Genomic DNA, 13,213 nt, shown 5'->3' on the forward strand with positions numbered 1-13,213 from the left:
ATCTTTTGGTCAAGACAAATTTTTTGCGAGACTACCCATGACCACCGCCCAGACATACGACGACAAAGCCCTGCGCAGCAACTTCCGCTTACTTAAACAAATTCTGGCGCAAGTACTTAAGACCGAAGCCGGCCCCAACATCTCCGGCATGGTCGAGCAACTGCAACGCCAATTCGCTGCGTTACAGCGCGACAACAGCGCCAGCCGCCGCCGACAGTTATCGGACACGCTGAACAAGCTTCCGCCCGAGGCGCAAACCGAAGTGATCCGCGCCTTCAGCATGTTTTTCAGTCTGCTCAACATCGCTGAGGAATCAGCCAACTTGCACCAGCGCCGGCGCCTGGCCGAAAACGACAAGCACTTTTGGCCGGGCTCGTTCCACGATACCTTACTGAATTTGCGTCAGGCCGGCGTCGATGTCGGCCAATTGCAATGTTTACTCGATAATTTGAGCTATATGCCGGTGATGACCGCGCATCCGACCGAAGCCAAGCGGCGGGCGGTACGCGGCGCATTACGCAACATCTTTCTGAGCCACGAGAAACTCGACGACCCGCGGTTGAAAGGTTATTTCCGGGCCGAAGTGCTGGAGCGGCTGCACAGCCAGATCCAATTGCTGTGGAAGACCGACGAGGTACGCGCCCGCGGCATGGGCGTAGTCGACGAGATCGACGCCGGCTTGTATTACTTTCCGTTGTCGTTGTTCGAAGCCACCGCCCGGGTGTACCGCAATTTCCAGCGCGCCCTGCATGACGTCTACGGCGCCGACGCGGCCGCGGTCAAAGTCCCCAATTTTCTCAGCTTTGGTTCCTGGATCGGCGGCGACCGCGACGGCAACCCTAACGTCAAACCGGAAACCACCGCGCTGGCTTTGCGGATGCAGACCCGCACCGTATTGCAAGCCTACATCGCCCGCGTCGCCGCGCTACGCGAACAACTGTCTTATTCTTACGGCTTGTGCCAACCCACTGCAGCGTTTTTGCAAAGCCTGCAACACGAACGCGAGCTGCTGGGCGACGTTGCAATTCCATTGGAACTCAGCTGCCGCCAAGAACCCTACCGGCACAAATTAAGCTTAATGAAATACCGGCTGGAAGCGGCATTGAACCGGGTCGAACAGCGCATCGAGCAAACGTCGGGCGCCAGCGATATTCACGCCTACGCCGGCGCCCCGCAGTTTTTAGCCGATTTACGGCTGATCCGCGAGTCATTGATCAGCCACGGCGATCAAGCGGTAGCCGACCTGGAGCTGCTGGACTTGATCCGGCTGGTCGAGACCTTCGGCTTCCATCTGATGCAGCTTGACGTGCGTCAGGAATCGACTCGGCATAGCGATGCGGTGGCGGAAATATTTACCCTGGCGTTGCAAATCGACTACCACAGCCTGCAAGAATCGGAACGCTTGCAATTGTTGGGCGAAGCGATCGCCGCGCCCGGCAGCTTGAGCTACGATAATCAGCTGGTGAGCGACGCCACGCGGGAAACGCTGGAAGTGTTTCAAGTCATGGCCGACATGCGCCGGGAAATCGGCGCCGACTGTTTCAGCCGCTACGTGATTTCGATGACCCACTCGGCCAGCCACATCATGGAGGTCTTACTGTTAGCCGCACAAACCGGCCTGGCCGGCCGCATCGGCGGCCGTTGGTATTGCCATGTCGGCGTGTCGCCCTTATTCGAGACTATCGAAGATTTAAGCCATATCGACACAGTTTTGCGCACCTTGCTGGCGCAGCCGGTCTACCGCTCGTTGCAACAGGCTTACGGCCAGCGTCAGGAAGTGATGTTGGGCTATTCCGATTCCTGCAAGGACGGCGGCATTCTAGCCTCGGCCTGGGGCCTCTACCGGGCTCAGCAACTGGTCATGGAAATCAGCGACAGCGAAGGCATCCCCTGTCGTTTATTCCACGGCCGCGGCGGCACCGTCGGCCGCGGCGGCGGCCCCACCCACCAGGCGATTCTGGCGCAACCGCCGGCTACCGTGCGCGGCCAGATTAAATTCACCGAGCAAGGCGAAGTGTTATTCTACCGCTACAACAATATGGAAACCGCGGTCTACGAATTAACCATGGGCATCACCGGCTTGATGAAAGCCAGCGTCAGCCTGGTGCAGCCGGTCGCCCCGGACCGGGCCGAATCGCTGGCGATCATGAGCGAACTGGCTGCCCTGGGCGAGCGCGGCTATCGGCAATTGACCGAACATACGCCCGGTTTCCTGGACTATTTTTACGAAACCACGCCGGTCACCGAAATCGGTCAACTCAACATCGGCTCGCGGCCGTCGCACCGGAAAAAGCAGGATCGCTCGAAAAAATCGGTGCGGGCCATCGCCTGGGTCTTCGCCTGGGCCCAATCCCGCCAGACCTTCCCGGCCTGGTACGGTATCGGCTCCAGCCTGGAAAATTGGTGCGCCGGCAAACCGGAACGGCTGAAAACCCTGAGCGAGTTATACTGCACCTGGCCGTTCTTCCGGAATCTGCTGAGCAACGCGCAGATGGCATTAAGCAAATCGGATATGGACATCGCCCGCGAGTACGCCGCCTTGTGCGCCGATCCGGAAGTCGGCAAGCGTATCCATGGCTTGATCGCCGCCGAGCACCGCCGTTGCGTGGACTGGATTCTGGAAATTGCCGAAAGCGACAAACTGCTGGCCGATAATCCGGAGCTGGCTGCTTCTTTACATCGGCGCAACGATTATCTGGGTCCCTTGAACTTTTTGCAGGCCGATCTGCTCAAGGCGGTCAGACAAACGGAAGACAATGGCGAAGAAATAGCCGCGATGAAGCCATTGCTACGTACCATCAACGCTATCGCGGCCGGTATGCGCAATACCGGCTAATCTTGCTAGTCCGTTACGGAGAACACTATGGCTACATCAAATCCGCTACACCGCCTGAAACAGCTCATGCTGGCCGAACGCGAGGACATTGGCTCGTTGCTGGCCTACGGCGTCGGTATCGGTTTGATGTCGCTGGCCACGCCGATCGCGGTACAGGCACTGGTAAACACCATCGCCTTCGGCGCGCTTTTGCAACCCCTGGTGGTATTGACGCTAATCCTGCTGGTATTGCTGTCATTCAGCAATACTCTGGTGGCGCTACAGTTTTACGTCGTGGAGATGCTGCAGCGGCGACTGTTCGTACGCTTATTCGGTACATCGGCCCAACGCTTACGCAACGCTGTGATGTCGGTGCGCGACCACCAGTACTTGCCGGAGCTGGCCAATCGCTTCTTCGACGTGGTATCGCTGCAAAAGACCGCCGCATCCTTGCTGCTGGAAACCCTGGGTTATCTGCTGCAAACGCTGATCGGCATGATATTGCTGGCGTTTTACCACCCTTTGCTACTGGCCTTCGATTTATTCCTGGTCGCCGCCCTGTACTTGATTCTGTTCGTGATGGGCAAACGCGGGATTCCGACCGCGATCGAACAATCCAAAGCCAAATACGCGGCCGCCGCCTGGCTGGAAAATATCGCCGCCAATCCCTTGCTCGGCAAAAGCCGGGCTGGCGCCGAGTTCGTCGACCAGCAAACCGAAAAGTTCGCCCACCACTACCTCGAAGCCTGCGTTGCTCACTTCCGAATTCTGTCCAGGCAGAACATAGGCGCTCTGGTGTTGCATACCCTGGCCAACACCGCATTATTGGGCATGGGCGGCTGGATGGTGATCGAACGCCAGCTCAGCCTGGGCCAGTTGATTGCCGCCGAGTTGGTGGTCAACGCCATGGTCTACGGCCTGACCCGACTCGGCAAAAACCTGGATAACTTCTATGAATTGGTCGCCAGCGTCGACAAGATCGGCTATTTGCTGGATCTACCACAAGAAACGGCGCAAGACGGACAACCGGAAATTACCGAGTCTGCCTACCGGCTGGAAATCCGCCAACTCTGTTTGCCGGACAGCCCTTACTGCGACGGCGCCAACGGCCTGGATTTGCTTTTGGCAGCCGGCGAGAAACTGGCGATAAGCACCGGCGCCGAACGCGGTAGCTTGCTGGATACCATCTGCGGCCTGCGCACTCCGAGCGCCGGCCAGATTTTATTGAACGGCCATGACTTACGGGATTTGAACCTGGGCCAATTACGCGACCACGTCTCTCTGGTTCGCCATACCGAGCTGGTAGAAGCGACAATTGCCGAGAACCTGAGCCTGGGACGTGATTTACCGTTGGTAAAGCTTCGCCAAGCCCTGGAACAAGTCGGCCTGCTGGAGACGGTTTCGGCACTGCCCGAGGGCATGCAGACCGAACTTTCTCCGCAAGGCGGCCCGCTGAACGACGAACAAGCATTACGACTGACCCTGGCACGGGCCATTGCCGGCAACCCTAACTTGTTGTTGATCGACAAGGCTCTGGATCGCATCGACACTCGTTATCTGCCGGTTCTGCTCGAAGCATTAACGGCGCCCAATGCGCCATGGACTTTATTGGTCGTCAGCCACGAGCCGCTGGTGTTGACGCACTTTCGGCGCCAAGTCATGCTGGCCGATGGCCGTTTGGTCGAAAACGATACCAAGGGAGAATGATATGCACAGCAACACCGATGACTGGCTAGCCAACACCGGATTGGGCGATTTGCGCGACGCGATCACCGCGCCGATCGCCGGCAAAGTCGCCCGTTCCTTGTTGTTGCTGCTGCTCGTGCTGCTGATCCTGCTGCTACTGACGCCGTGGCAGCAGAACGTACGCGGTATCGGCCGCGTCGTCGCCTATATCCCCGGCGACCGCCAACAAACCGTAGGCGCTCCGGTGGAAGGCCGCATCTCGCGCTGGCTGGTTAAGGAAGGCAGCCGGGTCAAGGCCGGCGAAGTGCTAGCCGAGTTACGCGACAACGACCCGCTGCTGCTGCAACGGCTGGAAAGCGAACGCCAGGCCTTGCTCGGCCGGCAAACCGCGATCGACAACCGGGTGGAAACCTTTCGGGAACAATTGCGCATGGCCGAACAGGCTCGACCCCAAGCCCTGGCCGCAGCCGAATCGCGACTGGAAATGGCTCGTCAACGCCAACGCCAAGCCGCGCAAGGCGCCGAAGCCGCCAGTGCCGCCCGCTTGACATCGTCCTTGAATTTAACCCGCCAACAGACATTGCAAGACAAAGGTCTGGCCTCGCGGCGGACACTGGAGCTGGCGCAGCTGGAAATGGCACAACGTAGCGCCGATCTCGACCGCGCCCACGCTGCACTGGCGGCATCCAAGAGCGAAGTCGACGCGGTGGGCGCCGACCTGCGCAAATTGACCGCCGACACCACGGCCAGCGTCGAAAAAGCCCGCGCCGAGCTGAATAAGGCTATCGAAGACCAGAATTATTTAAGCGCCGACTTGCTGAAAGTGGAAACCCGCCTGGCTCGTCAGCAAACCCAAACCATTACCGCACCGCGCGACGGTACGGTATTGCGCTTGCTGGCCAACCCGAATGCGGAAATGGTCAAGGCCGGCCAGCCGCTGGCAATTCTGGTGCCGGACACCGACCAGCGGGCAGTGGAATTGTGGGTCGACGGCAACGACCTGCCGCTGATCGTCTCCGGCAGCAAGGTACGGCTGCAATTCGAAGGTTATCCCGCCATCCAGTTCGGCGGCTGGCCCGAATTTTCGATCGGTTCGTTTGGCGGCCAGGTAGTGCTGATCGACGCCACCGACGACGGCAAGGGGCATTTTCGGATCCTGGTGCAACCGGATCCGGACGACATTCCTTGGCCGGAAGTACGCTTTCTCCGCCAAGGCGTAAGGGTCAACGGTTGGGTGTTGCTGGGCCAAGTCACGCTGGGCTACGAATTGTGGCGGATCTTCAACGGCTTCCCGCCGCTGGTATTGCCGGAGCCCGAAGTCAAGGACGCCGGTAAAGGCGATGACAAGAAAGCCGATAGTGGCGAGAAAAAAGAATGAAAACCAGAGCAGCGATTCTGATCTTGGTCTGGTTACCGCTGCTGGCCTCGGCGGAGCCAGCGCCCGCGCCGCGGCCGCTGGCTTTGGCGGAAGTGTTGGATGCGGCTTTGCGGGCGTTTCCGGGCTTACTGGCGGCGGAGCAGCGTAAGCAAGTCGCCGACGGCGAGCTGCAAACCGCAGAAGGCGGCTTCGATACCTTATTGAAATCGCAAAACCGCTGGTCGGTGGCCGGTATGTACGAGAGTCGCAATTACGATGTGGTGATCGAACAACCGACGACCCTTTGGGGCGCGACTTTTTTCGGCGGCTGGCGGCGCGGCACCGGCCAATATCCGGTCTACGAAGGCAAAAGCCAGACTGCGGACGACGGTGAGGCGCGAATCGGCGTCAACATCCCGTTGTGGCGTAACCGCGAGATCGACCGCCGCCGCGCCAGTTTGCAACAGGCCGAACTCGGCAAATTGATCGCCAACCACGAGTTCGATCAGGTTTTATTGGAAGTGCGCCGCCAGGCCAGCCACCGCTATTGGGACTGGGTCTTGGCCGGTCTGCGCGCCCGCACCGCAGCGCAACTGCTGCAAATTGCCGAACAGCGTAACGACGGCATTCTGCAGCGAGTCGCCGCCGGCGATATTCCGGATTTCGAAGCGCTGGACAACCAGCGGGCCATCATCGAGCGCCGCGAGCGACTGGTTGCCGCCAAACGTATGCTGGAGCAAAGCGCGATTCAATTGTCTTTGTATTGGCGCGACGCCGACGGCCAACCACAATTGCCCACCGACGAGTTGCTGCCGAGCGGCTTTCCGGAACGCGAGCCGAAAATTGAAGCGGATTTCGAAAACGCCGCTCATTTGGCCCGCAGCCAACGGCCGGAATTGAAACGTTTGGAATTGCAGAGTCAGCAGACCGAGACCGAACTGGCTTTGCAAAACAACCAGCGCAATCCGGCCGTGGATTTCTCGGTGATGGGCGCCAGCGATATCGGTTACGCCAAAGAAAAATTGAACCGCGACGAACTCTATCTGGGTTTGAATGTCGACATACCGCTACAACAACGCGTCGCCGGCGGTCGGGCGCAAACGGCAGCGGCGAATTTAAAGCGTCTGCGCTGGGAACGGACCGGCACCGAGGACAGGATCAATGCTGAAGTGAAGGATGTGCTGTCAGCCTTGAACGCCGCCCGCCAACGGCTAACGCTGAGCGAACAGCAACGGCAAGCGGCCCGTCAGTTGGAGGAAGGGGAACGCACTCGCTTCGAATGGGGTGAAACGACTTTGTTATTTGTCAATCTACGTGAAATAGCCAGCGGCGACGCGACGCTGCAAGCCGCCGATGCGGCAGCCAGCCTGTTCAAGGCCCATGCCGACTTTCAGGCCGCGGTCGCCGCACCTTTGGATTACGCACAATGAGGTGATGAGTATGATTAGAAAGTTTGATAGAGCCGATTTTTCTAGAACAACGGTAGTTAAGACTTTGGTGTTGGTCGGCGGGTTAATCGTCTGCGTCAAATTCCCTGTCGAAACTTTGCACTTTTTCGGCGTGGCGGTTCATACCGTTTACGAAAGCGTGGCCTTTGCCATTGAAGAGTTGTTGACGCACGTTTTCGGTTTCAGCAAGTTCCAGGCGCAAATGATCGTGTTTTATAGCAGTTGCGCGATCGCTGCCGGCGTTTTGTACCGGATCGTCCGACACTTGCCGATCTGGTTGCAGCGGGCGAAACGCTACTGCATCGAAAGCGGCGTCCGCTTGCGGGAACGCTGGCAAAGCTATTGGGAGATGTTGCCGGTCTTGCAGAAAATGCAGTTGTTGGTGGTCGAATTCGCCTTTTTGGCCGGTAGCGTCGGCTATATGTTGGTTTGACAACCGGCCATTCTGGCTCGCCTCATTCCGGCGCGGCGACCTGGAGCCGACCGGCCTCGACCCGCACCGGAAACGTGGCGACATCCTCGTAGGCCGGCGCGCATTTAACCTGGCCGGTCTTGACGCAAAAGCGGGCGCCGTGGCGCGGACAGACGATTTCGTCGCCGTCCAGTTCGCCGCTGGCGATCTCGGCGCCGTCGTGGGTGCAGACATCGGCAATCGCGTAAAACTCGCCGCCGATGTTGAACACGGCAACGTCGTCGCCGTCGACATCCACCACCACATGTTCGCCGTCGGCCAAGGCCGAGGCAGCCACTACGTCAATCCACTCTGCCATGCTGTTCTCGCTTGTTGGGTAACACGACTTTCGTCTATTTCAAATACACATCGTAACGGAGCAGTTTGCCTTGCAAACTCTCACTCGGCTTGCCGCCCAGCGGTTCGGCATAATCCGGGCTTTTGACGACCACCCGTTTGCCGGTCGCGGCCCAAGCCGCATCGAACAATTGTTGCCGATCCAGATCATCGCCGAGAATATCGCGCAGCATAGCCATTGACTTGCGGGTCGCCGCCGATTGCTTGCGCTTGGCCGGGAACATCGGATCCAGATAAATGCAGTCCGGCGCTTCCGGCAGGTTCGCCATTAACTCGATGGCGTTTCCGACTAGCAGTCGCGGTGGTTGCAATTCGCGGCGCAGCACCCAATCCTTTTGCGCCAAGCGTTCGAAACCGTCTGCAATCAAGGCCGCCATCACCGGCGAACGCTCGAGGCAAGTCACTTGATAACCCATCCGAAACAAGGCCAGACTGTCTTGGGCCCAACCGCAGGTAGCATCGACGACGGTATGGCTTTTCTTACCAACGGCCTGCGCCAGCAAATCTTTTTTTGGGGCCGGATAGGAATGTTGTTCGCCCGGACGCGGATCGACTTCGACCGCCAGCCCACCTTTTTTAAGGTTTTGTCGGTCTAGCAGTTTTAGACAACCGTCGCGGTAAGCCAAAAAAATATCGCCATGACCGGCCAACGCTTGTTCCAAGTCCACCAGATCGACAGCCAAATGCTGCGCCAGCCTGGCGTCGCATACCGCGTCACCGCGCAATACGACGAGTTTGAGCCCAGACACTATTCGGTGGAAACTGCTTCCTGTTGATTCTTCAGCGCCGCATCCAGCGTATGCCAAGCCAAGGTCGCACATTTGACCCGCGCCGGATATTCGCGCACGCCGGCCAGCACAGCCAGCTTGCCGATCGCTTCCAGGTTGATGTCCTCGGTCTTGCCGGTGGTCATTTCGTGGAACTGCTTGAACAAGGCTTCGGCTTCGGCTTCGCTCATGCCCTTGATAATTTCGGTCATCAGCGACACCGAAGCGGTGGAAATCGCGCAGCCGGACCCTTGGAAACTGGCATCCTGAATCACATGGTCGCCGCCGATTTTCAAAAACAAGGTGAGCTTGTCGCCACACAGCGGATTAAAACCGTCAACTCGCCTGTTCGCGTCATCCATGATGCGGAAATTGCGCGGGTTGCGGTTGTGGTCGAAGATGACCTCTTGGTATAGGTCGCGTAGTTCGTCAAACATTAGCCAAACACCTCAATTAGGGACTTGATGCCTTGCATCAAAATATCGATTTCTTGCCGGGTATTGTACATGGCAAATGACGCACGCGCCGTCGCCGGCACGCCGTAAAAATCCATCACCGGCATCGCGCAATGATGCCCGGCGCGCACGGCGATGCCCAAGCTGTCCAACATGGTGCCGATGTCGTGCGGGTGGATGTGGTCCAGCGTGAACGACAGAATGCCGCCTTTGTGTTCGGCCTGGCCAATGATGTTCAGGCCTTTGATTTGCCGGGCTTGCTCGGTGGCGTAATCCAGCAATTCAGCCTCGTAAGCGGCAATGTTGTCCATGCCAATCGCGCTGACATAGTCAATCGCGGCACCCAGTCCGATGATTTCGGCAATCGCCGGGGTACCGGCTTCGAACTTGTGCGGCAGTCCGGCGTAGGTAGTCTTTTCGAAGGTCACTTGCCGAATCATGTCGCCACCACTTTGATACGGCGGCATCGCTTCCAGCAGGGCTTGCTTGCCGTACAACACGCCGGTGCCGGACGGGCCGTAGAGTTTGTGGCCGGAAAACACGTAAAAATCGCAATCCAGCGCCTGGACATCGACCGGCATATGCGGAATCGCCTGAGCGCCGTCCAGCAGCACTGGGATATTTTTGGCGTGGGCGGCTGCGATGATTTTCTCGACCGGATTGATACTACCCAGCGCGTTGGACATGTGGGTGATGGCGACCAATTTGGTGTTGGGGTTCAATAGCTTTTCGAACTCGTCGAACAGCAATTCGCCTTGCTGATTGATCGGCGCGACTTTTAAAACGCTGCCGATCTGCTGGCACAGCATCTGCCAAGGCACGATGTTGGCGTGATGTTCCATCGCACTAATCACAATTTCATCGCCGGCTTTGAGATGCGACTTGCCGTAACTCTGCGCAACCAAATTGATCGCTTCGGTCGCACCGCGCACGAAGATGATTTCTTTTTCGCTGTTGGCATTAATAAACGCCCTGACCTTTTCCCGTGCCGCTTCGAACCGATCCGTGGCCCTGACGCTGAGCGTGTGTACACCGCGATGGATGTTGGCGTACTCGTGGCTATAGGTATGCACGATGGCATCGATCACCGCTTGCGGCTTTTGGCAACTGGCGGCATTGTCCAGATAAACCAGGGGTTTATTGCGGATCTTTTCACCGAGGATGGGGAAGTCGGCGCGGATGTGTTCGATTGGAAATGTGCTCATCGCTAACTGTTTGGTTTAATTGATTTCGTCTTTTCTAAACACTAGAATCGATTCAGCCGATTCGTTCATTGGATAAAACTATGGTCGCCGTTTTCCCGCAAAAACACCTCACCGACATCGCCGAGTGGCATCGCATGGGCGAGGCCGGGATTTTTCCGCCTGAAAGCCGATTAGAACTCATTGAAGGAGAAATTCTCACGATGGCACCGATAGGATTCAACCATGCCGGACATATCAATCGTCTGAATCATATCCTCAACCGTTTATTGGGCGATCAGGCTGTGGTTAGCGTTCAAAATCCGATTCAACTCGGCGATTTGTCCGAGCCGGAACCCGATTTTCTGCTGCTGAAGCCGAATGCCGATTTCTACACCACCCGCCACCCAAATGCGGTCGATGTATTGTTACTGATCGAAGTTTCCGACAGCACGCTACGTTTCGACCGCGAGCAAAAACGCCGTTTGTACGCCACCCACCAAATCCCCGAATACTGGATCGTCAATCTGATCGACAACTGCCTGGAAATCTACCGGCAACCCGACGATGGCGATTACCAGAAGCAAACGACCTTAGCCAAGGCCGACACTGTCAATCTGGTTGTGCTGCCGGAGATTCAGGTTCGGGTCGCCGACATCTTATAGACGTTGGCTCCTACAAACTCATCGCCGGAAACCGCGCCAATAACTCCTGCAATAACAAGCCCTTCAACTCGGCATTCTCCACCTTATCCGCCATTTCATTGGCAAAAGCAAAGGTCAAAATGTTTCGTGCGGTTTCCGCATCGACGCCGCGCGATTGCAGATAAAACACCGACTTTTCTTCCAACTGGCCGACGGTGACGCCGTGCGAGCATTTGACGTCGTCGTTGTAAATTTCCAGTTGCGGCTTGGTATCGACCTCGGCATCGGCCGATAACAACAAATTGCGGTTGTTCATTTCCGAATCGGTATGTTGCGCGCCCTCGGCGACCACCACCCGGCCCTGAAACACGCCACGCGCCTTATTATCCAGGACACCTTTATAAAACTCGCGGCTGATACCGTGCGGTTGTAAGTGGTTGATGCGCGTGTGGTTGTCCAGATGCTGGCGGCCGTTAGCGACGAACAAGCCGTTCAAGCTGCATTCCGACGCTTTGTCCAGATCGCTATGAATGTCGCTACGCGCCAGCAAACTGCCGAGCGCAAAATTGTGGTGAGCAAAACGACTATCCGGCGCTTGCTTGACGTAGTTACCGCCAAAGTGCTGCGCCTTGGCGGCTTCCAATTGCGCTTTGTACAACGTCAAACCGGCGTTGCGGCCCAACAGACATTCATTGACCGACACCGTGAAATAGCTGTCGGCACTGCCGACGTAAGTCTCGATGATTTCCGCTTCGGCCTGATCGTTGACGAGGATCAGATTGCGGCTGACGGCCAGCGCGTTGGCCTCGGTCACCACGTGCAGAATCTGCAACGGTTTATCCAATTGCTGCTTGGCGGCAACCTCGATCACGACACCATCGGCGAACCAGGCGGTGTTGAACGCGACCAGATTGTGTTCGCTAGCGGCAACCGCTTGACCCAATTTGCCGGCGACCAAATCCGGATTTTGTAATAGCACCTCGGCCAAACTGCGCACGCTGACGTCGTTCAAACCGGACAAAGCCGACAAACCGGCAACATAGCGACCGTTAACCAGCACCACGCTATAAGTGTCTTTCAGGCGGTATGACTGTAACCACGCCGCGTCAATGCCCTGTTCCGCAACCGGCGCGAATACGGTTTTGTTCAACGCCGACAGATTGGTGTAACGCCATTCTTCTTCGCGAATATTGGGAAAACCGCGCTCGGCAAAGGCAGATAAGCCTTCGGCACGCAGTTGCTGCAACCATGGCAGATCGACACCGGGCAATGACGGTGCCAAGTCTTGATAGGCCGCCAAATAAGAATAAGCTGATTGTTCGGCGGCGATCATGCGGCTTGCCCTTCCAGCCAGCTGTAACCTTTTTCTTCCAGCTCCAACGCCAGCTCCGGCCCGCCGGACTTGACGATCTTGCCGTCGGCAAGGACGTGCACCACGTCGGGTTTGATGTAATCCAGCAGGCGTTGATAATGGGTGATCATCAAGAACGAACGCTCGGCGGCACGCAGCGAATTGACGCCGTCGGACACAATCCGCAACGCGTCAATGTCCAGGCCGGAATCGGTCTCGTCGAGGATGCACAATCTCGGCTCCAGCACCGCTGCCTGCAAAATCTCGTTACGCTTCTTCTCGCCGCCGGAAAAACCTTCGTTGACCGCGCGGTATAGAAACTTCTCGTCCATCTGCAGCAACTTGACCTTGCTTTTGACGATGGTCAGAAAATCCATTGCATCGACTTCCGGCAGACCCTTGTGCTTGCGCATCGCATTCAGAGCCGCCTTCAGTAGATAAATATTGCTGACGCCGGGAATTTCCACCGGATATTGAAACGCTAAAAACACCCCTTCGCGGGCACGGACTTCCGGGTCCATTTCCAGCAAATCCTTGCCGTCGTAAGTCACGCTGCCTTCAGTGACGGTGTAACCGGGTTTGCCGGACAGCACGTGCGACAAGGTGCTCTTGCCGGCGCCGTTGGGGCCCATGATGGCGTGAACTTCCCCTGGGTTTATGTCCAGGGTTAGACCTTTTAAAATAGGTTTGTCGTTGATGGT

General features: G+C 57.4%; 12 protein-coding genes. 6 read left to right on the forward strand and 6 right to left on the reverse strand.

The annotated features are described in order from the left end of the window. The first annotated feature begins 37 nt into the window (after positions 1-37). The 5 genes from ppc to PL263_RS06325 are packed head-to-tail and all read left to right on the forward strand — an operon-like array spanning position 38 to position 7,739. Positions 38-2,836, forward strand: coding sequence for a phosphoenolpyruvate carboxylase (gene ppc / locus PL263_RS06305; protein ID WP_278212185.1), 2,799 nt, complete (start codon positions 38-40; stop codon positions 2,834-2,836). A gap of 27 nt (positions 2,837-2,863) precedes the next feature. Beyond that, positions 2,864-4,522: an ABC transporter ATP-binding protein gene (locus PL263_RS06310; protein WP_278212186.1), complete on the forward strand. Its 1,659-nt coding sequence runs from the start codon at positions 2,864-2,866 to the stop codon at positions 4,520-4,522. Between the two features lies 1 nt (position 4,523). Continuing rightward, the gene (locus PL263_RS06315; protein WP_278212187.1) at positions 4,524-5,879 is read left to right on the forward strand and encodes an HlyD family efflux transporter periplasmic adaptor subunit; all 1,356 of its coding nucleotides are present in this window, start codon (positions 4,524-4,526) and stop codon (positions 5,877-5,879) included. Continuing rightward, positions 5,876-7,288: a TolC family protein gene (locus PL263_RS06320; protein WP_278212188.1), complete on the forward strand. Its 1,413-nt coding sequence runs from the start codon at positions 5,876-5,878 to the stop codon at positions 7,286-7,288. The genes PL263_RS06315 and PL263_RS06320 overlap by 4 nt, the downstream gene beginning before the upstream one ends. A 10-nt stretch (positions 7,289-7,298) precedes the next feature. Then, on the forward strand, positions 7,299-7,739 hold the full coding sequence (locus PL263_RS06325) for a hypothetical protein (protein WP_278212189.1): 441 nt from the start codon (positions 7,299-7,301) through the stop codon (positions 7,737-7,739). Positions 7,740-7,761: 22 nt separating this feature from the next. Here PL263_RS06325 and PL263_RS06330 read toward each other — a convergent pair whose 3' ends face one another. From PL263_RS06330 to PL263_RS06345, 4 genes are read right to left on the reverse strand one after another with little or no spacing between them, the layout of a single operon-like run. Further along, a complete protein-coding gene (locus PL263_RS06330) occupies positions 7,762-8,076 on the reverse strand; it encodes a non-heme iron oxygenase ferredoxin subunit (protein WP_278212190.1) in 315 nt (104 codons plus the stop codon). Positions 8,077-8,110: 34 nt separating this feature from the next. Further along, the gene (locus PL263_RS06335; protein ID WP_278212191.1) at positions 8,111-8,863 is read right to left on the reverse strand and encodes a class I SAM-dependent methyltransferase; all 753 of its coding nucleotides are present in this window, start codon (positions 8,861-8,863) and stop codon (positions 8,111-8,113) included. Then, positions 8,863-9,318 carry a Fe-S cluster assembly sulfur transfer protein SufU gene (sufU, locus tag PL263_RS06340; protein WP_278212192.1) on the reverse strand — a complete coding sequence of 152 codons (456 nt, stop codon included), beginning with the start codon at positions 9,316-9,318 and terminating at the stop codon, positions 8,863-8,865. Before sufU ends, PL263_RS06335 begins: the two co-directional genes overlap by 1 nt. Beyond that, positions 9,318-10,541: a cysteine desulfurase gene (locus tag PL263_RS06345; RefSeq protein ID WP_278212193.1), complete on the reverse strand. Its 1,224-nt coding sequence runs from the start codon at positions 10,539-10,541 to the stop codon at positions 9,318-9,320. Before PL263_RS06345 ends, sufU begins: the two co-directional genes overlap by 1 nt. A gap of 80 nt (positions 10,542-10,621) precedes the next feature. Here PL263_RS06345 and PL263_RS06350 point away from each other — a divergent pair, with 80 nt between their 5' ends. Beyond that, the gene (locus tag PL263_RS06350) at positions 10,622-11,182 is read left to right on the forward strand and encodes a Uma2 family endonuclease (RefSeq protein WP_278212194.1); all 561 of its coding nucleotides are present in this window, start codon (positions 10,622-10,624) and stop codon (positions 11,180-11,182) included. Between the two features lie 10 nt (positions 11,183-11,192). Here PL263_RS06350 and sufD read toward each other — a convergent pair whose 3' ends face one another. Both sufD and sufC read right to left on the reverse strand, forming a co-directional pair. Then, positions 11,193-12,494: a Fe-S cluster assembly protein SufD gene (gene sufD / locus PL263_RS06355; protein WP_278212195.1), complete on the reverse strand. Its 1,302-nt coding sequence runs from the start codon at positions 12,492-12,494 to the stop codon at positions 11,193-11,195. Beyond that, positions 12,491-13,210: a Fe-S cluster assembly ATPase SufC gene (gene sufC, locus PL263_RS06360; RefSeq protein WP_278212857.1), complete on the reverse strand. Its 720-nt coding sequence runs from the start codon at positions 13,208-13,210 to the stop codon at positions 12,491-12,493. The genes sufD and sufC overlap by 4 nt, the downstream gene beginning before the upstream one ends. Positions 13,211-13,213 lie beyond the last annotated feature (3 nt).

This window comes from Methylomonas sp. EFPC3 (genome assembly GCF_029643245.1).
Lineage (GTDB): Bacteria > Pseudomonadota > Gammaproteobacteria > Methylococcales > Methylomonadaceae > Methylomonas > Methylomonas koyamae_B.